The sequence below is a fragment of the Pseudomonas sp. LPB0260 genome, assembly GCF_013388395.1.
This window is the reverse complement of record NZ_CP058247.1, coordinates 4,517,193-4,536,528: the sequence shown is the minus strand read 5'-3', so window position 1 is coordinate 4,536,528 and position 19,336 is coordinate 4,517,193. Positions and strand designations below refer to the sequence as shown.

The window sequence follows — 19,336 nt, the reverse complement described above, 5'->3', positions numbered from 1 at the left end:
GTAGAGCGGTAAAGCTAAATCGTTTCCAGCTTGCCCTTGCGGGCTGCCACCGACATCACCGGCCCCTCGGCCGACTCCCGTTCAGGAACCGGCTGCAGGGTACGTAAGTGCTGTTAGTGGTTGTCTTCGTGCGCCATCGACAGGTAGACGATGGTCAGCATCATGAAGATGAACGCCTGCAGGGTGATGATCAGGATGTGGAACACCGCCCAGGCCCAGTTCAGGACGACGCCCAGGCCACTGAGCAGGAACAGGCCACTGCCGAACATCACGGCAATCAGGATGAAGATCAGTTCGCCGGCGTACATGTTGCCGAACAGACGCAAGGCCAGGGAAATCGGCTTGGCGATCAGGGTGACGAACTCGAGCAGGAAGTTCACCGGAATCAGCAGCGCCTGGACCAGCAGGTTCTTGCTGCCGAACGGGTGCAGGGTCAGCTCGCCGATAAAGCCGCCGATGCCCTTGACCTTGATGCTGTAGAAGACGATCAGGCCGAATACCGACAGGGCCATGCCCAGGGTGGCGTTCGGGTCGGTGGTCGGTACCACGCGGAAGAACAGGTGCGAATCACCGCTGATGGTCGCGGCCAGCAACGGCAGGAAGTCGACCGGTACCAGGTCCATCAGGTTCATCAGGAAGATCCAGACGAAGATGGTCAGGGCCAGCGGGGCGATCAGCGGGTTACGCCCGTGGAAGGTGTCCTTGACGCTGCCGTCGACGAACTCCACCAGCACTTCGACGAAGTTCTGCAGGCCGCCGGGCTGACCGCTGGTGGCGCGCTTGGCGGCCATGCGGAACAGCAGGATAAAGACCAGGCCCAATACGACGGACCAGCCCAGGGTATCCACGTGGAAGGCCCAGAAACCCATTTCTTTGGCTTCCTGTGCGGTGTGGGCAAAGCTCCAGCCGTTCACCGGGTGCTGACCGAAGGTCAGGTTTTGCAGGTGGTGCTGGATATAGCCCGAAGCGGTTTGTTCTGCCATGTTTGCCTCAAACGCCCTAAGGTCTAAAAAGTCTTATTTTCAACAGCAGGGGCGCGAACCAGTTGACCACCTGGGTCAGGAGGAACACGCCGAATACCGCCAGCGCTTCCAATGGCTTCACGCCTGCGAACGTCAGCGCAAACAGCACTGCCGTCAGAATCAATTTGCCCGCCTCACCGGCATAAAACGACCGGACGATGGCTTGAGCGGCCCGCGCCCCGGAAAACCGGAACGCCTTGTGGGCAAAATACAGGTTCGGCAGCCAGGCAATCAGGCCACCCAACAGCCCCGAGTAACCGGCCACCGGGCCACGCCATTGCCACAACACGGCAGCGGCGAGCGAAGCCACGACCAGTTGCGCCACCAGCACCGGGATTACCGGTAGACGATGGAAGGGCAGGCGATTCGGCGTGCGAGCATCCATCGTGTTCTGTTCCTGGAAGCGGACCTCTGGCGTCAGCGCCAAAACAATCAATGACTTGGCATACTTTGTGCCGACGAAATGCGCGCAGAGTATAGGGGTGGTTCCCCCCCATTCAACCTTCGGCAGTGATTTCCGACTACTCGTTACACCTGCAAATGTTTCAGCGAATGTGGGCCAGCACACCTTGCAACTCGTCCAGCGAGTTGTAACGGATAACCAGTTGCCCCTTGCCCTTCTGCCCATGCTTGATCTGCACCGGCGAGCCCAGGCGTTCAGCCAGACGCTGTTCGAGGCGGCTGATGTCCGGATCGGGCTTGACCTTCTCGACAGTTTTTTCCTGGGTGTTCAGCCACTGCCTGACCAGTGCCTCGGTCTGGCGCACGGTGAGTCCGCGTGCGACAACATGTCGCGCCCCGGCGACCTGCTGCTCGGCGGGCAGGCCCAGCAACGCACGGGCGTGGCCCATCTCCAGATCGCCGTGGGCGAGCAGGGTCTTGATCTCTTCCGGCAGGGCAATCAGGCGCAGCAGGTTGGTGATGGTTACGCGCGACTTGCCGACGGCTTCGGCCACCTGCTGCTGGGTCAGCTGGAACTCCTGCTGCAGTCGCTGCAGGGCGACGGCTTCCTCGATCGGGTTGAGGTCCTCGCGCTGGATGTTCTCGATCAGCGCCATGGCGATGGCGGCCTCGTCCGGCAGCTCGCGGACCATCGCCGGAATCCGCTCCAGCCCGGCCTGGTGGCAGGCGCGCCAGCGGCGTTCGCCGGCGACGATCTCGTAACGCCCGCCGTCGATCGGCCGCACCACGATCGGTTGCATCACCCCCTGGGCCTTGATCGACTGGGCCAGTTCCTCCAGGGCGGTGGGGTCCATGTCGCGACGCGGCTGGTACTTGCCGCGCTGGATCAGGTCCAGCGGCAGGTGCTGCAGCTCCTGGCTGTCGGCCCGGACGGCTTCCTCCTGCAAGGCGTTGACGCTGGTCCCCCCCAGCAGGGCGTCCAGGCCTCGTCCTAGCCCTCGTTTCTTGGCGGCCATGCGGAATTCCTTATGCGGTTGCGGTGTGGGCGCTGGCGCGCTGACGGCGAACCAGTTCGCCGGCCAAGGCCAGGTAGGCGATGGCTCCACGGGATTGCTTGTCGTATACCAGCGCCGGCATGCCGAAGCTCGGCGCTTCGGCCAGGCGCACATTGCGCGGGATCACGGTCTGGTACAGCTGGTCGGCGAAGTGATCCTTGAGCTGCGCCGAAACGTCGTTGGTCAGGCTGATGCGCGGGTCGTACATGGTGCGCAGCAGGCCTTCGATCTTCAGGCTCGGATTGAGCATCTGGGCGATGCGCTGGATGCTGTTGACCAGGTCGCTGAGCCCCTCCAGGGCGTAGTACTCGCATTGCATGGGGATGATCACCCCATCGGCGGCGACCAGGGCGTTGACCGTGAGCATGGACAGCGCCGGCGGACAGTCGATGAGGATGTAGTCGTAGTTCTCGCGGATCGGCGCCAGGGCGTAGCGCAGGCGACTCTCCTTCATCTTCATTTCGAGCAGCGCAACCTCGGCGGCGGTCAGGTCGCGGTTGGCCGGCAGCAGCTGGTAGCCGCCGTGTTCGGAGAGCTGCATGGCCTCGGCCACATCGCATTCGCCGATCAGCACGTCGTAGATCGAGTGCTCCAGACCGTGCTTGTCCACGCCGCTGCCCATGGTGGCGTTGCCCTGGGGATCGAGGTCGATCAGCAGCACGCGGCGCTTGGTCGCCACCAGCGAGGCGGCCAGATTGATGCAGGTGGTGGTCTTGCCCACGCCGCCTTTCTGGTTAGCGATTGCGAATACTTTAGCCATCTGCCGTTCCCCCTAGACCGAGCGCCGCAGTATCAACAGATGGCGCTGACCTTGGCAACCGGGAACCTTGAGCACCTCGGTGGCGGCGAGACGGAAGTCCTGCGGCAATGCCTGCAACTCGTCGTCCGGGTGCACGCCCTTCATCGCCAGCCAGCGGGTCTGCTCGTCGCCGAGGTGGCGGGTCCAGTTGGCGAAATCTTCCAAAGCGCTGAAGGCCCGAGAACAGATGCCGGCGAATGGCTGCTGCGGCCGGTAGGCCTCCACCCGGCTGTGGATAACTTCCAGATTGGCCAGCTTGAGCTCGAGCTTCACCTGGGTGAGGAAGCGGGTCTTCTTGCCATTGGAGTCGAGCAGGGTGAAGCGCCGCTCGGGAAACAAGATGGCCAGGGGAACGCCCGGCATGCCGCCGCCACTGCCGACGTCCAGCCAGCTGTCCCCGGCCTCGGCGACGAAGGGCACCACGCTGAGGCTGTCGAGCAGGTGACGCGAGACCATTTCATCGGGATCGCGCACGGCGGTGAGGTTGTAGGCCTTGTTCCACTTGATCAGCAGGGCCAGGTAGGCGAGCAGTTGCTCCTGCTGCGCCGCGGACAGTTCGACGCCTAGCTCGCGGGCGCCCTGGGCCAGTTCTTCGGCATGGCGATGGGTGACCACTTGCATCAGGCACTGTGCTCCAACTGGCGGCCGGCGTTGCGTTTCTTTAGGTGGATCAGCAGCAACGAGATCGCCGCCGGAGTCACCCCGGGGATCCGCGAAGCCTGACCGAGGGTCTGCGGCCGGGTCTCACCGAGCTTGTGCTGGATCTCCTTGGAGAGGCCGGAAATGCTCGAGTAGTCGATGTCGGCCGGCAGTTGCACGTCTTCGCTGGCGCGCAGCCGGGCGATCTCTTCCTGCTGACGGTCGATATAGCCGGCGTACTTGGTCTTGATCTCCACCTGCTCGGCGACCTGGGGATCTTCGGCGCCGCCGCCGGTCAGCTCGACCAGACCGGCGTAATCGATTTCCGGGCGGCTGAGCAGGTTGAGCAGGTTGTATTCGTGGCTCAGCGGGGTACCGAAGCGCGCGGCGATGGCCTCGCCCTGGGGGGTGTTCGGCCGCACCCAGGTGCTCTTCAGGCGCTGTTCTTCCCGGGCAATGCCTTCGCGCTTGGCATCGAAGGCGGCCCAGCGCTCGTCGTCGACCAGGCCAAGCTCACGGCCCTTGGCGGTCAGGCGCAGGTCGGCGTTGTCCTCGCGCAGGATCAGCCGGTACTCGGCGCGCGAGGTGAACATGCGGTAGGGCTCCTGGGTGCCCAGGGTGATCAGGTCGTCGACCAGCACGCCGAGGTAGGCCTCGTCGCGTCGTGGACACCAGCTGCCCTTGCCCTGGGCCCGTAGCGCGGCGTTGGCGCCGGCCAGCAGGCCCTGGGCACCGGCTTCTTCGTAGCCGGTGGTGCCGTTGATCTGGCCGGCGAAGAACAGTCCGCCGATCACCTTGGTCTCCAGGCTGTACTTGAGGTCGCGGGGATCGAAATAGTCGTACTCGATGGCGTAGCCAGGACGGACGATATGGGCGTTCTCCATGCCGCGGATGGAGCGCACCACTTGCAGCTGCACGTCGAACGGCAGCGAGGTGGAGATACCGTTGGGGTACAGCTCGTGGGTGGTCAGGCCCTCGGGCTCGATGAACACCTGGTGGCTGTCCTTGTCGGCGAAGCGGTGGATCTTGTCTTCGATCGACGGGCAGTAGCGCGGCCCGATGCCTTCGATCATGCCGGAGTACATCGGCGAGCGATCGAGGTTGGCGGCGATGATCTCGTGGGTGCGCGCATTGGTATGGGTGATCCAGCAACTGATCTGCCGCGGCTGCTGTTGCGCCTTGCCGAGGAAGGACATCAGCGGCGTCGGGGTATCGCCGGGCTGTTCAGTCATCACCGAGAAGTCCACGCTGCGGCCATCGATGCGCGGCGGGGTGCCGGTCTTCAGACGACCGACCCGCAGCGGCAATTCGCGCAAGCGTCGGGCCAGGGCGATCGAGGGTGGATCGCCGGCGCGGCCGCCGGAATAGTTCTGCATGCCGATGTGGATAAGTCCGCCGAGGAAGGTTCCGGTGGTCAAAACCACCGAATCGGCGAGAAAACGCAGGCCCATCTGGGTAACCACGCCCTTGACCTCATCCTGCTCGACAATGAGGTCGTCCGCCGCCTGTTGAAATATCCACAGGTTGGCCTGGTTTTCCAGCGTTTCGCGAATGGCCGCCTTGTACAGCACGCGGTCGGCCTGGGCACGGGTAGCGCGCACCGCCGGGCCCTTGCGGCTGTTGAGCACGCGAAACTGGATGCCACCGCGGTCGGTGGCTTGGGCCATGGCCCCGCCGAGGGCGTCGATTTCCTTGACTAGGTGGCTCTTGCCGATGCCGCCGATGGCCGGGTTGCAGCTCATCTGCCCGAGGGTTTCCACGTTGTGGGTCAGCAGCAGGGTTTTCACGCCCATGCGCGCGGCGGCCAGCGCCGCCTCGGTACCGGCATGGCCGCCGCCGATGACTATCACCTGAAAACGGGAAGGGAAATCCACCACGCACCTCGTGCCTGTTGAGAATTTGGGGGGCTTTTGGGTCGAAAAGCTGGAAAGCCGGCAAGTATAGGCAGTTAGCCGGGCTGAAAGAAGCCTTTTGCACAAAAAATAGCCAACCCGGAGGGGGAGAGGAATCGGGTCGGTTAATAAAGAATATATGAATGAATTTTTATAAAGCTTTGTTTTTATGTTTATTACTTATGAAGAGCTTTTCTGTGGATAGATGGCGCCAGGCCTAGTCGCACGCTGTATTGAGCGATGTATAAGACTGTGCCATTCCGGTCAGCAGGCGGTGGGAGAGCTGGGCTCAACCTGTGGATCAAAGTGTCAGTTATGCACAGGCGGGTTTATCCTCAGTTTTGTGACCGGGTTATCGACCGGGCTCAAGGGCAGTTTTCCACAGGGCTTAGGTGGCCTGTGGATTACCGTTTCGGCGACTCGCGCGCAGGCAAAAGCCCTGCGACGCAAAAGCGCCGCAGTGGGGAAATGGATTGGATGGTGACGCCTGGCGAAGCGCTGGGGGCGCTATTTGCCGATGCAGAAGCTGGAGAAGATCCGTCCGAGCAGCTCGTCCGAACTGAAGGCCCCGGTGATCTCGCCAAGGGCGTGCTGAGCCTGGCGCAGGTCTTCGGCCAGCAGTTCCCCGGCCCCGGCCAGGGTCAGTTGGGCGTGGCCGTGATCGAGACTGGCGGCGGCCTGACGCAGGGCCTCGAGGTGGCGGCGGCGGGCACTGAAGCCGCTCTCTGCGGTCTGCTCATAGCCCATGCAGGCCTTCAGGTGGTCGCGTAGCAGTTCCAGGCCGGTACCGGACTTGGCCGACAGGCTGAGGGTCACATGGCCGTCGTCGCAGACGTCCAGCGCCACCGGTTCGCCAGACAGGTCGGCCTTGTTGCGGATCAGGGTGACCCTGGCCGGATCCGGGCGGCGCTCGAGAAACTCCGGCCAGAGGGCGAAGGGGTCGGCAGCCTCCGGTGCCGTGGCATCGACCATCAGCAGTATCCGGTCGGCCTCGGCTATGGCCTTCAGCGCGCGCTCCACGCCGATCCGTTCGACCTGGTCCTCGGTATCCCGCAGGCCGGCGGTATCGACCACGTGCAGGGGCATGCCGTCGATGTGGATGTGTTCGCGCAGCACGTCGCGGGTGGTGCCGGCGATCTCGGTGACGATGGCCGCCTCGCGGCCGGCCAGGGCGTTGAGCAGGCTCGACTTGCCGGCGTTGGGCCGGCCGGCGATCACCACTGTCATGCCGTCGCGCAGCAACGCACCCTGACCGGCCTCGCGCAGTACTGTGGATAAGTCTTCGCGCACGCCCTGCAACAGCGCCAGGACATGACCGTCAGCGAGGAAGTCGATTTCCTCCTCGGGGAAGTCGATGGCGGCCTCGACATAGATGCGCAGCTGGATCAGGCGTTCGGTGAGGGCGTGGATGCGCCGGGAGAACTCCCCTTGCAGCGAGCGCAGGGCGTTGCGCGCGGCCTGTTCGGAGCTGGCCTCGATCAGGTCGGCGATGGCCTCGGCCTGGGCCAGGTCGAGTTTGTCGTTGAGGAAGGCCCGTTCGCTGAACTCGCCTGGCCGCGCCAGGCGCGCGCCGAGTTCCAGGCAGCGACGCAGCAGCAGGTCCAGCACCACGGGCCCGCCATGTCCCTGCAGTTCGAGTACATCCTCACCAGTAAAGGAGTTCGGGCCCGGAAAGTACAGCGCCAGGCCTTCGTCGATCAGTTGCTCGGGGCCGGCGTAGAACGCGCCGTAGTGGGCATAGCGCGGCTGCAGCTGGCGTTGGCAGATGGTCAGGGCGATCTGCTCCGCCAGCGGGCCGGAGACGCGCACGATGCCGACTCCGCCCCGTCCTTGAGCGGTGGCGACGGCGGCAATGGTTTCACGGGCTGTTTGCATGCTGGACTCCGAATGCTGGATAGCAAGACGCCCCACTGCGGGGGCGTCTTGTTTAGCGCTCAGAAGCTGGGGCGGGTCAGGCGGCAGCGGCCTTGCTCGCGGCTTCGATCTTGCGGGTAATGTACCACTGCTGGCCGATCGACAGGACGTTGTTGACCACCCAGTACAGCACCAGACCGGCGGGGAACCAGAGGAAGAAGAAGGTGAAGATGATCGGCATCATCTTCATCACCCTGGCCTGCATCGGATCCGGCGGCGTCGGGTTGAGCTGCTGCTGGATGAACATGGTGGCGCCCATGATGATCGGCAGGATGAAGAAGGGGTCCTTGATCGACAGGTCGGTGATCCAGAGCATCCAAGGGGCCTGGCGCATTTCCACGCTTTCCAGGAGCACCCAGTAGAGGGCCAGGAACACCGGCATCTGCACCAGGATCGGCAGGCAGCCGCCCAGCGGATTGATCTTTTCCTTCTTGTACAGCTCCATCATCGCCTGGGACATCTTCTGGCGGTCGTCGCCAAACTGCTCCTTCAGCGCCTGCAGCTTGGGCGATACCGCACGCATGCGCGCCATCGACTTGTAGCTGGCGGCCGACAGCGGGAAGAACGCCAGCTTGATGATGATGGTCAGGACGATGATCGACCAGCCCCAGTTGCCCAGCAGGTCGTGGATATGGCCGAGCAGCCAGAAGATCGGTTTGGCGAGGAACCAGAGGATGCCGTAGTCGACGGTCAGGTCCAGGCCCGGCGACAACGCCTCGAGGTTTTCCTGGGTCTTCGGGCCGGCGTAGAGGATCGCGCTGGTCTCGGCACTGGCGCCTGCCGGGACGTTCAACGCCGGGCCGGTGAAGCCGATGATGTAGTTACCCTGGCTGTCCTTGCGGGTCTGCACCAGGTTGGTGCTGTCCTTCGCCGGGACCCAGGCGGTGACGAAATAGTGCTGCAGCCAGGCGATCCAGCCGCCGGTCACCGTTTCGCGCAGGTTCTTGTCGTCCATGTCGCCCGTCGACACCTTGGTGTAGGGCTTTTCCTTGGTCCAGAGCGCGGCACCCAGGTAGGTGGCGGTGCCGGTAGCGGTGCTCGAGGATGGGTCACCGCTGTCGTCGCGCTTGAGCTGGGCGAACAGGTTGCCGGTCCAGGCCTGGGCACTCTGGTTATCGATCAGATAGCTGACGTTCAGGTCGTACTGGCCGCGTTCAAAGGTGAAGCGCTTGGTGTAGTTGACCCCGGCTTCGCTGAACTGCAGTTCTACGACCAGCTGGTCCTGATCCTCCGCCATGCGGTACTCGCGCTGCTCGCTGTTGTACAGCGGTCGGCCGCTGGCGCGCGCATCGGGGCCGTTGGCGCCGGTCAGGCCGCTCTGGGCCAGGTACAGGCGCTCGCCGCCGTTGTCGAACAGCTGAAACGGGACATCCGGGCGATCCTGGCGACGCGGGTACTGCAGCAGATGCAGCTGCACCACGTCACCGCCGCGCGGGTCGATGGACAGGTCCAGCACGTCGGTCTTGACCCGGATCAGCTCTTCGCTGACCGGGCTGCTGATCACGCTCGGTTCGCTGACCTCGGTGCCAGCCGTCGGCACGTCGTCACTGCTGGTGGCCGCAGCCGTTTCCGGCAGGCCCGGTACGCTGCTGCTGGATGTGGCGGTCTGAGTCGGCAGGGCAGCTTGGCCGTAGTCCTGGTTCCACTGGAGAACCATCACATAGGACACGATTGCCAGGGCGACGATCAGGATCGTGCGTTGAATATCCATGATTATTCGGCCATCGAAGAGGAACGGGAGGTATTCGAGAGGGGTACCGGGTCGTAGCCACCGGGATTCCACGGGTGACAGCGACCGAGCCGACGCAGGGTCAGCCAGCCACCACGCAGAAGACCATGATGCTCGATGGCTTCCTGCGCGTAGCAAGAACAGCTGGGATAGAAACGACAGTGGTTGGCCATCAGCGGGCTAATGGCGTAGCGGTAGAACTGGATTGAAGCTAAAGCCAGTTTACGCATGGGGACCGTCGTTCACCCCGGGTTGGGCATTGGCCTGCTGGCCGGGCTGGTTGCGTGCCAGACGCTTCCAGAGCTTGCCGAACTGTTGAGCCAGTTCGGCATTCTGCAGATCGCCCAAGCCTTTACGCGCAACCACCACGATGTCCCAGCCTGCCAGGTTGTCCTGGTTGAGGCGGAACGATTCGCGGATCTGGCGTTTCAGGCGATTGCGCTCAACCGCGAGCTTGACGCTCTTCTTGCCGATCACCAGACCCAGACGGGGATGATCGAGCTCGTTGTTGCGCGCGAGCAGCAGGACATTTCTGCCCGGAGCCTTGCCGCTGGGGGAGTCGAAGACTGCCTTGAACTGGCGGGGAGTTAGCAGACGCTTTTCCCGACCGAAGCCTCGACTCACCACAAGACAGAATGCTTAGACGGCCAGACGCTTGCGGCCTTTGGCGCGACGACGCGACAGGACTGCGCGACCGTTCTTGGTGGCCATACGGGCACGGAAGCCGTGGGTGCGAGCGCGCTTGATGGTGCTGGGTTGGAAAGTGCGTTTCATGGTGCGGTACCTGGTGGTCGTCGACGGGCCGGAATGGCCCCGGTTTTAAGAGACCGGCGATTGTAGAGAAAGCCGGGGGCAGGTCAATTTCCAACCAGGCTTTCTTCCGATCAGAAGAAATATAAAGAAGAGAATATTTAAAGATGTTTAGAAGTGTTTGTAATGATTAGGACACCCGTCATCTGTGGATAAGCGCTTCTAAGCCCCTGGATTAGCGGGCTTCGCGCTGGAGTAAGTCTGTCAGAAAACGGTGCTGGGCCTGTGCGGTTGGCGCGGATAAGCTGGGGATGAAATGTCTGGTTATCCACAGACGATTTATACCATGGGTTATCCCTGGGGTTGTCCGCTGGTTTCCGTGGCGGTTATCCACAGACTTCAGGGGCGTGATTGACTTTTTCAGGAATGGGCGCAAGCGCCTGATTTGGTTGGATGACGCGACGCTTTCATGTGGATAACTCGTGCTCCGGCGGCTACAATGGCGGCTGTTTTTGCCTCACCGCCTTACGACTTAGGGGATATCCGTGTCCGTGGAACTTTGGCAGCAGTGCGTGGAGCTTCTGCGCGATGAACTGCCTGCTCAGCAATTCAACACCTGGATCCGTCCACTGCAGGTCGAAGCCGAAGGCGACGAGCTTCGTGTCTATGCGCCGAACCGTTTCGTGCTCGATTGGGTCAATGAGAAGTACCTGGGCCGTCTGCTCGAGCTGTTGGCAGAACGGACCAACGGCCTGGTGCCGGCGCTTTCCTTATTAATAGGTAGCAAGCGCTCCGCGGCTCCACGAGTTGCGGCGGGCGGCGCCAGCATTCGGCAGCCAGCCAGCGCAGTGGCGGCCAGCCCTGTGCCGGTCAATCCGCCGCCGGTCAATCCTGCGGCAGTCGAGCCGCCGTCGCGGGCGAAGTTCGATAGCATGGCGCAGTCCACGGCGGTCCAGCAGCCGGTACGCAGCGAGCGCACGGTGCAGGTCGAGGGGGCGCTCAAGCACACCAGCTACCTGAACCGCACCTTCACCTTCGACAACTTCGTCGAGGGCAAATCCAACCAGCTGGCCCGAGCGGCTGCCTGGCAGGTTGCCGATAATCCCAAGCACGGCTACAACCCGTTGTTCCTCTACGGTGGCGTGGGCTTGGGCAAGACCCACCTGATGCACGCCGTGGGCAACCACCTGCTGGCCAAGAATCCCAATGCCAAGGTGGTCTACTTGCACTCGGAGCGCTTCGTCGCCGACATGGTCAAGGCGTTGCAGCTCAATGCGATCAACGAGTTCAAGCGCTTCTACCGTTCGGTGGATGCCCTGCTGATCGATGACATCCAGTTCTTCGCCAAGAAGGAGCGCTCCCAGGAGGAGTTCTTTCATACCTTCAATGCGCTGCTCGAAGGCGGCCAGCAGGTGATCCTCACCAGCGATCGCTACCCGAAGGAGATCGAAGGGCTCGAGGAGCGTTTGAAGTCGCGCTTCGGCTGGGGCCTGACCGTGGCGGTCGAGCCGCCCGAACTGGAAACCCGGGTGGCCATCCTGATGAAGAAGGCCGACCAGGCCAAGGTCGACCTGCCGCATGACGCCGCGTTCTTCATCGCCCAGCGCATCCGTTCCAACGTGCGCGAACTGGAAGGGGCGCTGAAGCGGGTGATCGCCCATTCCCACTTCATGGGCCGCGACATCACCATTGAGCTGATCCGTGAGTCGCTGAAGGATCTGCTGGCCCTGCAGGACAAGCTGGTCAGCATCGACAACATCCAGCGCACGGTGGCCGAGTACTACAAGATCAAGATTTCCGACCTGCTGTCCAAGCGCCGCTCGCGTTCGGTGGCACGGCCACGGCAGGTGGCCATGGCGCTGTCGAAGGAGCTGACCAACCACAGCCTGCCGGAGATCGGCGATGCCTTCGGCGGCCGCGATCACACCACGGTATTGCACGCATGCCGTAAGATTGCTGAACTTAGGGAATCCGACGCGGACATCCGCGAGGACTACAAGAATCTGCTGCGTACACTGACCACTTAATTACGCATTTCCACTAGGCAAGGGACTAGACCATGCATTTCACCATTCAACGAGAAGCCCTGTTGAAACCGCTGCAACTGGTCGCCGGCGTCGTGGAACGTCGCCAGACCTTGCCGGTATTGTCCAACGTGTTGCTGGTCGTCGAAGGCCAGCAGCTGTCGCTGACCGGCACCGACCTGGAAGTCGAACTGGTCGGACGGGTCACCCTCGAAGATGCCGCCGAACCGGGCGAGATCACCGTGCCGGCGCGCAAGCTGATGGATATCTGCAAGAGCCTGCCGAGCGATGCGTTGATCGACATTCGCGTCGACGAGCAGAAGCTGCTGGTCAAGGCTGGCCGCAGCCGGTTCACCCTGTCCACCCTGCCGGCCAACGATTTCCCCACGGTCGAGGAAGGTCCGGGTTCGCTGACCTTCAGCCTGGTGCAGAGCAAGCTGCGCCGCCTGATCGAGCGGACCAGCTTCGCCATGGCCCAGCAGGACGTGCGCTATTACCTTAACGGCATGCTCCTGGAGGTGCAGAGCGGCGTGCTGCGCGCGGTGGCAACCGACGGTCATCGTCTGGCGATGTGCTCTATGGAGGCGGCGATCGAGCAGGTCGAGCGTCACCAGGTCATCGTGCCGCGCAAGGGCATCCTAGAGCTGGCGCGCCTGCTCACCGAGCAGGATGGTAGCGTCAGCGTGGTGCTCGGGCAGAACCATATCCGCGCCACCACCGGCGAGTTCACGTTCACCTCCAAGCTGGTAGACGGCAAGTTCCCGGACTACGAGCGCGTGTTGCCGCGCGGCGGTGACAAGCTGGTGGTGGCCGACCGTCAGGGGCTGCGTGAAGCCTTCAGCCGCACCGCGATTCTGTCCAACGAGAAGTACCGGGGCATCCGTCTGCAGCTGGCGGCGGGCCTGCTGAAGATTCAGGCCAACAACCCGGAGCAGGAAGAGGCCGAGGAGGAGATTGCCGTCGACTATAACGGCAGCGCCCTGGAGATCGGCTTCAACGTCAGCTATCTGCTGGACGTGCTCGGCGTGATGACCACCGAGCAGGTGCGCCTGATTCTCTCCGATGCCAACAGCAGTGCGTTGGTTCAGGAGGCAGACAACGACGATTCCTCCTACGTCGTGATGCCGATGCGCCTGTAACCCTTAAATGTCCCTGACCCGCGTCACGGTCACCGCGGTGCGCAACCTGCACCCGGTGACCCTCTCCCCCTCCCCTCGCATCAATATCCTTCACGGCGCCAACGGCAGCGGCAAGACCAGCTTGCTCGAGGCCATTCATCTGCTGGGCCTGGCCCGTTCCTTTCGCAGCAATCGGCTGCTGCCGCTGATCCAGTACGAGCAACCAACCTGCACCGTGTTCGGCCAGGTCCAGCAGGCTGATGGCCGGTTGTGCAACCTGGGCGTGTCCCGTGATCGTCAGGGTGAGCTGCAGATACGCATCGACGGCGAGAGTGCCCGCAGCGCCGCGCAACTGGCCGATGCGCTGCCGCTGCAGCTGATTAATCCGGACAGTTTTCGCTTGCTGGAGGGGGCGCCCAAGGTTCGTCGACAGTTTCTCGATTGGGGGGTGTTCCACGTGGAACCTCGCTTCCTTGGAGCCTGGCAGAGGCTGCAGAAGGCCCTGCGGCAGCGGAACTCATGGCTGCGGCATGGTACACTTGACGCCGCTTCGCAGGCGGCCTGGGACCGCGAACTGTGCCTGGCCAGCGACGAGATCGACGGCTATAGGCGTGCCTATATTCAACTGCTCAAGCCGGTGTTCGAGGGCGTGTTGAGTGAGTTGGTCGAGCTACAAGGACTGACACTCAGCTACTACCGGGGCTGGGACAAGGAGCGTGAGCTGAGTCAGGTACTGGCCACTTCGCTGCCCCGCGATCAGCAGATCGGGCATACGCAATCCGGCCCGCAGCGCGCCGATCTCAGGTTGCGGCTGGGCGCCCATAACGCCGCGGATATCTTGTCCCGTGGCCAGCAGAAGTTGGTTGTCTGTGCCCTGCGCATTGCCCAGGGGCATTTGGTTGATCAGGCCAAGCGCGGCCAGTGCATCTATCTGGTGGATGACTTGCCGTCAGAACTGGACGAGCAGCACCGTCGCGCGCTTTGCCGTTTATTGGAAGATTTGCACTGCCAGGTGTTTATCACCTGTGTAGACCATGAATTGTTGAGGGAAGGCTGGCGCACGGATACGCCGGTTGCCATGTTCCACGTGGAACATGGCGGCATCACCCAGACCCACGACCACCGGGAGTGAAGGCATGAGCGAAAACCAAACGTACGACTCCAATAACATCAAGGTCCTGAAGGGCCTGGATGCCGTACGCAAGCGACCTGGTATGTACATCGGCGATACCGACGATGGCAGTGGTCTGCACCATATGGTCTTCGAGGTGGTCGACAACTCGATTGACGAAGCGCTCGCCGGCCATTGCAGCGAGATCACCATCACCATCCACCCGGATGAGTCCATCAGCGTGCGTGACAACGGTCGTGGCATTCCGGTGGACATCCACAAGGATGAAGGGGTCTCTGCCGCCGAAGTGATCATGACCGTGCTGCATGCCGGCGGTAAGTTCGACGATAACAGCTACAAGGTCTCCGGCGGGCTGCACGGCGTGGGTGTCTCGGTGGTCAACGCGCTGTCCAAGGAACTAATCCTGACCATTCGCCGTCACGGCAAGATCTGGGAGCAGACCTATGTTCATGGCGTTCCCCAGGCACCGCTCGCGGCCGTGGGCGATACCGATGGCACCGGCACCCAGATCCACTTCCGCCCTTCGGAAGAAACCTTCCACAATATTCATTTCAGCTGGGACATCCTCGCCAAGCGCCTGCGCGAACTGTCCTTCCTCAACTCCGGCGTGGGCATCGTCCTCAAGGACGAGCGCACCGGCAAGGAGGAGTTGTTCAAGTACGAGGGTGGTCTGCGCGCCTTCGTCGAGTACCTGAACATCAACAAGTCCACCGTTAATCAGGTGTTCCACTTCAGCGTGCAGCGCGATGATGGGGTCGGTGTCGAAGTCGCCTTGCAGTGGAACGACAGCTTCAACGAGAACCTGTTGTGCTTCACCAACAACATTCCGCAGCGCGATGGCGGTACCCACCTGGCCGGCTTCCGCTCCGCGCTGACGCGTAACCTGAATGCCTATATCGAGCAGGAAGGCCTGGCCAAGAAGCACAAGATTTCCACCACCGGGGACGATGCCCGGGAAGGCCTCACCGCGATCATCTCGGTGAAGGTCCCGGACCCCAAGTTCAGTTCGCAGACCAAGGACAAGCTGGTCTCCTCCGAGGTGAAGACCGCGGTCGAGCAGGAAATGGGCAAGTACTTCTCCGAGTTCCTCCTGGAGAACCCCAACGAAGCCAAGGCCGTGGTCGGCAAGATGATCGACGCCGCCCGCGCCCGTGAGGCGGCGCGCAAGGCCCGCGAAATGACCCGTCGCAAGGGCGCCCTGGACATCGCCGGTCTGCCCGGCAAGCTGGCCGACTGCCAGGAAAAGGACCCGGCGCTCTCCGAACTCTACATAGTGGAGGGTGACTCCGCGGGCGGCTCGGCCAAGCAGGGGCGCAACCGCAAGACCCAGGCGATCCTGCCGCTCAAGGGCAAGATCCTCAACGTCGAGAAGGCGCGCTTCGACAAGATGATTTCCTCCCAGGAGGTCGGCACCCTGATCACCGCCCTGGGCTGTGGCATCGGCCGCGAGGAATACAACATCGACAAGCTGCGCTACCACAACATCATCATCATGACCGATGCTGACGTCGACGGTTCGCACATCCGCACCCTGCTCCTGACCTTCTTCTTCCGTCAGTTGCCGGAACTGGTCGAGCGTGGCTACATCTACATCGCCCAGCCGCCGCTGTACAAGGTCAAGCGGGGCAAGCAGGAGCAGTACATCAAGGACGACGAGGCCATGGAGGAATACATGACCCAGTCGGCCCTGGAGGACGCCAGCCTGCACGTCAACGAGAGCGCCCCCGGCCTGTCCGGCGAGGCCCTGGAGCGCCTGGTCAACGACTACCGCACCGTGATGAAGACCCTCAAGCGCCTCTCGCGCCTGTACCCGCTGGAACTGACCGAGCATTTCGTCTACCTGCCGGCAGTAAGCCTCGAGCAACTGGCCGACAAGGACGCCATGCAGGCCTGGCTGGAGCTGTTCGCCGCGCGCCTGAAGACCATGGAGAAATCCGGCCTGGTCTACAAGACCAGCCTGCGCGAAGACCACGAGCGCCACCTGTGGCTGCCGGAGGTCGAGCTGATCTCCCACGGCAACTCCAGCTATATCACCTTCAACCGTGACTTCTTCTCCAGCAACGACTACAAGACGGTCACCAGCCTGGGCGATCAGCTGAACAATCTGCTCGAGGAAGGCGCCTATGTGCAGCGTGGCGAGCGCAAGAAGCCGGTCAGCACCTTCAAGGACGCCCTGGGCTGGTTGATGACCGAGAGCACCAAGCGCCACAGCATTCAGCGCTACAAGGGGCTCGGCGAGATGAACCCGGACCAGCTGTGGGAAACCACCATGGATCCGGAAGTCCGGCGCATGCTCAAGGTGCGTATCGAAGACGCGATTGCCGCGGACCAGATCTTCAATACCCTGATGGGCGACGAAGTCGAACCGCGCCGCGACTTTATCGAGACCAACGCCCTGGCGGTGTCCAACCTCGACGTGTAGGCCTTATCACGGGGCATTAGTTGCCGTGCGATGAGTAGAAAACCCGGCCCAGAGCCGGGTTTTCTATTGCTCGGCAACGCTGTGTAGCACAAGGCATTGTGCCGAGAGCGCTTAACCGGACTCTAGCGATAGGCATGAGACGAGATCGGGTTGCCTGGGCCGATCTTCGTTGGTGCATATAGCGCCCGGAGCGTTTGCCGTCCGCCTGGAGGACTCGGGCAGATGAGATAGGCAGCTCCCTTGACCCCTATCTAGCCCGTGCGTCGTCATCCGAGATCAACGGCCTGCTCTGTCAGGCGCATGCTTAGCCGTGTGCCGTCGCAGGCTGCCGTCAGCACGCCGCCGCAACCAGGGTGTGAGAAGTTGACCCTTATGGGCGTTGCAGTTGGCCCTCGGCTTGTGCGGAGGGCAACACTTCAACCACTCTCAAGTCACTGCAGCCATGACACCAGCCCAATGCCGATTGCATGGTGACCCTGGTTTCGCCATCTAGATAAAAGCGGTACACCCAGCTGAGTGAGTCCCAGCGACTGAAATCGCAAGCGCTACATTCATGGGTGACAACAGTCATCGACATACAGCGCTTCCTTGAATCGAGCCCCGCGCGGCAGGCGCAGTTAGAGCTGCCGGATCACAGCGCGCAGCGGGTGTAACGTGCCGGATCGTGGCGTTAGCCCGACTGAATAGCCAATGGCTTACATGGACTGGCGGCGTTTGGCACTATCTCCCGACCCGGGTGGAGATTAATCTACACCCAATCCACTGAGCGAAGGACTCGCTCGGAATCAAGGATGATTGACCATCGCTAGGATGCGCCGACAGGATGTCGAATGGTCAGGAAAGAACCCGCCTCGGCGGGTTCTTTGTTTTTACGGATGAAGCTACCGGCCTTGTCGGCGCCTGCGTACTTGAGCTGCACCCGGGCAAAAAAAACCGGCCAAACTGGCCGGCTTTTCTATGCCTGGAAAACTTACCCACCAAAATCGAAAATTCGCCTGATCGAATAAAATTTATATAAATCAGCTTGTTACATAACAAGCTGGTGGTCGGTCGAGTTATTTACACACAGCTTATCCACATTTCGCTCAGGCGGACTCGACGGGCTCGCTTGGCGTCGCATCGGCGCTCAGGGCGCCGATCTCGCGCTGGGTCTGGGCGACCCAGGCGAAGGCGCGGTCATTCAGTTCGGCAATCGCCCGTGGCCCGCTCCCTTCTGCGTACATCAGCGGGCCGAATACCACCTGAATGGTGCCTGGCGTCTTGCTCCAGCCTTCCTTGGGCCAGAACTCGCCGGCGTTGTGCGCCACCGGCAGCACCGGCAGTCCGGCATTGACCGCCAGCGCCGCGCCGCCTCGCGAGAACTTGCCGATATGCCCCGTGGGAATACGCGTGCCTTCCGGGAAGATCAGCACCCAGGCGCCCTGCTGCAGGCGCTCGTGGCCCTGTTTGGCGAGCTGCTTGAGGGCTGCCTTGGGGTTGCTTCGGTCGATCGCAATGGGGCTGAGCATGGCCATCGCCCAGCCGAAGAACGGCACGCGAAGCAGCTCGCGCTTGACCACCTGGCTGAGCGGCTCGAACAAGGCCGAGAGGAAGAAGGTTTCCCAGGTGCTCTGGTGCTTGGCGAGGATCACGCACGGCTGCTGCGGGATGTGCTCGAGGCCTTTGACCTCATAGCGAATGCCCACCACCACCTTGGCCAGCCACACGGCGCAGCGGCACCAGGTCTGGTTGACGAAGCGGTAGCGCGCGCGGAACGGCAGGAAGGGCGCGACGAACATGCTGAGGATGCACCAGAAGCAAGCACTGGCAGACAGCAACAGGTAGAAAAGGACGGTTCTGATGGACTGCACTGTCGACATGGGAGCTCTTACCGTGGCAGGCCAGGCCTGCGTTATCTGAGGAGAAGCTGCGCGGCCACGGCCGGCAGATCATCGAATACCAGGGTACCCGCTGGCAGCGGCTTGGCGAGGGTCCGCTGACCCTTGCCGGTCTTGACCAGCACGGGCTGACAGTCGACGGCGCGGGCGGCGTCGAGGTCACCGCTGCTGTCGCCGACGAACCATACGCCGGCCAGCGACACCTGGTAATGCTCGGCAATGGTGCGCAGCATACCGGGCTTTGGCTTGCGGCAATCGCAGCCGTCGTCCGGACCGTGCGGGCAATGGACGACCAGGCCCAGCTCGCCGCCCTGCTCCGCCACCAGCTCGCGCAGCCGCGCATGCATGGCGTCCAGGGTCGCCAGGTCGTAATAGCCGCGGGCCAGACCGGACTGGTTGGTGGCCACGGCCACCGTCCAGCCGGCCTTGGACAGACTGGCGATCGCCTCAATGGCCCCGGGCAGGGGAATCCATTCCTCGAGGTTCTTGATGTAGGCGTCGGAGTCGTGATTGATGACGCCGTCGCGGTCGAGAATCAGCAGTTTCATATCGGTCGCTTCG

17 protein-coding genes are annotated in these 19,336 nt (G+C 62.5%); 4 read left to right on the top strand and 13 right to left on the bottom strand.

Annotated elements, in window-relative coordinates; all coding sequences use genetic code 11:
* Positions 1-113: 113 nt before the first annotated feature.
* The 11 genes from atpB to rpmH form a co-directional block, all read right to left on the bottom strand.
* A complete protein-coding gene (gene atpB, locus LPB260_RS20230; RefSeq protein WP_208707661.1) occupies positions 114-983 on the bottom strand; it encodes a F0F1 ATP synthase subunit A in 870 nt (289 codons plus the stop codon).
* A 16-nt stretch (positions 984-999) separates the two neighbouring features.
* Complete coding sequence (locus tag LPB260_RS20225; protein ID WP_208707660.1) at positions 1,000-1,407, bottom strand: F0F1 ATP synthase subunit I; 408 nt, start codon at positions 1,405-1,407, stop codon at positions 1,000-1,002.
* A gap of 160 nt (positions 1,408-1,567) precedes the next feature.
* Positions 1,568-2,440, bottom strand: a complete 873-nt coding sequence (locus LPB260_RS20220) for a ParB/RepB/Spo0J family partition protein (protein ID WP_208707659.1) — start codon at positions 2,438-2,440, stop codon at positions 1,568-1,570.
* A 10-nt stretch (positions 2,441-2,450) separates the two neighbouring features.
* Complete coding sequence (locus tag LPB260_RS20215; protein ID WP_208707658.1) at positions 2,451-3,239, bottom strand: ParA family protein; 789 nt, start codon at positions 3,237-3,239, stop codon at positions 2,451-2,453.
* A 12-nt stretch (positions 3,240-3,251) separates the two neighbouring features.
* Positions 3,252-3,899, bottom strand: a complete 648-nt coding sequence (gene rsmG / locus LPB260_RS20210) for a 16S rRNA (guanine(527)-N(7))-methyltransferase RsmG (RefSeq protein ID WP_208707657.1) — start codon at positions 3,897-3,899, stop codon at positions 3,252-3,254.
* Positions 3,899-5,791, bottom strand: a complete 1,893-nt coding sequence (gene mnmG, locus LPB260_RS20205) for a tRNA uridine-5-carboxymethylaminomethyl(34) synthesis enzyme MnmG (protein ID WP_208707656.1) — start codon at positions 5,789-5,791, stop codon at positions 3,899-3,901. Before mnmG ends, rsmG begins: the two co-directional genes overlap by 1 nt.
* A gap of 525 nt (positions 5,792-6,316) precedes the next feature.
* A complete protein-coding gene (gene mnmE, locus LPB260_RS20200; RefSeq protein WP_208707655.1) occupies positions 6,317-7,684 on the bottom strand; it encodes a tRNA uridine-5-carboxymethylaminomethyl(34) synthesis GTPase MnmE in 1,368 nt (455 codons plus the stop codon).
* 76 nt (positions 7,685-7,760) lie between these two features.
* Positions 7,761-9,434 (bottom strand): membrane protein insertase YidC, encoded by a 1,674-nt coding sequence (gene yidC / locus LPB260_RS20195; protein ID WP_208707654.1) that lies wholly within the window; start codon positions 9,432-9,434, stop codon positions 7,761-7,763.
* A 2-nt stretch (positions 9,435-9,436) separates the two neighbouring features.
* Complete coding sequence (yidD, locus tag LPB260_RS20190) at positions 9,437-9,682, bottom strand: membrane protein insertion efficiency factor YidD (RefSeq protein WP_208707653.1); 246 nt, start codon at positions 9,680-9,682, stop codon at positions 9,437-9,439.
* A complete protein-coding gene (gene rnpA, locus LPB260_RS20185) occupies positions 9,675-10,079 on the bottom strand; it encodes a ribonuclease P protein component (protein WP_218281506.1) in 405 nt (134 codons plus the stop codon). The genes yidD and rnpA overlap by 8 nt, the downstream gene beginning before the upstream one ends.
* A gap of 12 nt (positions 10,080-10,091) precedes the next feature.
* Positions 10,092-10,226 (bottom strand): 50S ribosomal protein L34, encoded by a 135-nt coding sequence (gene rpmH / locus LPB260_RS20180; protein WP_002551315.1) that lies wholly within the window; start codon positions 10,224-10,226, stop codon positions 10,092-10,094.
* 521 nt (positions 10,227-10,747) lie between these two features.
* Here rpmH and dnaA point away from each other — a divergent pair.
* The 4 genes from dnaA to gyrB are packed head-to-tail and all read left to right on the top strand — an operon-like array spanning position 10,748 to position 16,898.
* Positions 10,748-12,229: a chromosomal replication initiator protein DnaA gene (dnaA, locus tag LPB260_RS20175; RefSeq protein WP_208707651.1), complete on the top strand. Its 1,482-nt coding sequence runs from the start codon at positions 10,748-10,750 to the stop codon at positions 12,227-12,229.
* A 32-nt stretch (positions 12,230-12,261) separates the two neighbouring features.
* Positions 12,262-13,365 (top strand): DNA polymerase III subunit beta, encoded by a 1,104-nt coding sequence (gene dnaN / locus LPB260_RS20170; RefSeq protein WP_208707650.1) that lies wholly within the window; start codon positions 12,262-12,264, stop codon positions 13,363-13,365.
* Between the two features lie 7 nt (positions 13,366-13,372).
* Positions 13,373-14,476, top strand: coding sequence for a DNA replication/repair protein RecF (gene recF, locus LPB260_RS20165; protein WP_208707649.1), 1,104 nt, complete (start codon positions 13,373-13,375; stop codon positions 14,474-14,476).
* Between the two features lie 4 nt (positions 14,477-14,480).
* On the top strand, positions 14,481-16,898 hold the full coding sequence (gene gyrB / locus LPB260_RS20160) for a DNA topoisomerase (ATP-hydrolyzing) subunit B (protein WP_208707648.1): 2,418 nt from the start codon (positions 14,481-14,483) through the stop codon (positions 16,896-16,898).
* 1,085 nt (positions 16,899-17,983) lie between these two features.
* Here gyrB and LPB260_RS20155 read toward each other — a convergent pair.
* Positions 17,984-18,757 (bottom strand): 1-acyl-sn-glycerol-3-phosphate acyltransferase, encoded by a 774-nt coding sequence (locus LPB260_RS20155; protein WP_208707647.1) that lies wholly within the window; start codon positions 18,755-18,757, stop codon positions 17,984-17,986.
* A 32-nt stretch (positions 18,758-18,789) separates the two neighbouring features.
* A complete protein-coding gene (gene gmhB, locus LPB260_RS20150; RefSeq protein ID WP_208707646.1) occupies positions 18,790-19,323 on the bottom strand; it encodes a D-glycero-beta-D-manno-heptose 1,7-bisphosphate 7-phosphatase in 534 nt (177 codons plus the stop codon).
* Positions 19,324-19,336 lie beyond the last annotated feature (13 nt).

What these genes read in the sequence shown, in the direction of transcription:
- atpB (WP_208707661.1), bottom strand. Translation starts at nt 983, where the DNA reads ATGGCAGAACAAACCGCTTCGGGCTATATCCAGCACCACCTGCAAAAC.
- LPB260_RS20225 (WP_208707660.1), bottom strand. Translation starts at nt 1,407, where the DNA reads ATGGATGCTCGCACGCCGAATCGCCTGCCCTTCCATCGTCTACCGGTA.
- LPB260_RS20220 (WP_208707659.1), bottom strand. Translation starts at nt 2,440, where the DNA reads ATGGCCGCCAAGAAACGAGGGCTAGGACGAGGCCTGGACGCCCTGCTG.
- LPB260_RS20215 (WP_208707658.1), bottom strand. Translation starts at nt 3,239, where the DNA reads ATGGCTAAAGTATTCGCAATCGCTAACCAGAAAGGCGGCGTGGGCAAG.
- rsmG (WP_208707657.1), bottom strand. Translation starts at nt 3,899, where the DNA reads ATGCAAGTGGTCACCCATCGCCATGCCGAAGAACTGGCCCAGGGCGCC.
- mnmE (WP_208707655.1), bottom strand. Translation starts at nt 7,684, where the DNA reads ATGCAAACAGCCCGTGAAACCATTGCCGCCGTCGCCACCGCTCAAGGA.
- yidC (WP_208707654.1), bottom strand. Translation starts at nt 9,434, where the DNA reads ATGGATATTCAACGCACGATCCTGATCGTCGCCCTGGCAATCGTGTCC.
- yidD (WP_208707653.1), bottom strand. Translation starts at nt 9,682, where the DNA reads ATGCGTAAACTGGCTTTAGCTTCAATCCAGTTCTACCGCTACGCCATT.
- rpmH (WP_002551315.1), bottom strand. Translation starts at nt 10,226, where the DNA reads ATGAAACGCACTTTCCAACCCAGCACCATCAAGCGCGCTCGCACCCAC.
- dnaN (WP_208707650.1), top strand. Translation starts at nt 12,262, where the DNA reads ATGCATTTCACCATTCAACGAGAAGCCCTGTTGAAACCGCTGCAACTG.
- recF (WP_208707649.1), top strand. Translation starts at nt 13,373, where the DNA reads ATGTCCCTGACCCGCGTCACGGTCACCGCGGTGCGCAACCTGCACCCG.
- gyrB (WP_208707648.1), top strand. Translation starts at nt 14,481, where the DNA reads ATGAGCGAAAACCAAACGTACGACTCCAATAACATCAAGGTCCTGAAG.
- LPB260_RS20155 (WP_208707647.1), bottom strand. Translation starts at nt 18,757, where the DNA reads ATGTCGACAGTGCAGTCCATCAGAACCGTCCTTTTCTACCTGTTGCTG.
- gmhB (WP_208707646.1), bottom strand. Translation starts at nt 19,323, where the DNA reads ATGAAACTGCTGATTCTCGACCGCGACGGCGTCATCAATCACGACTCC.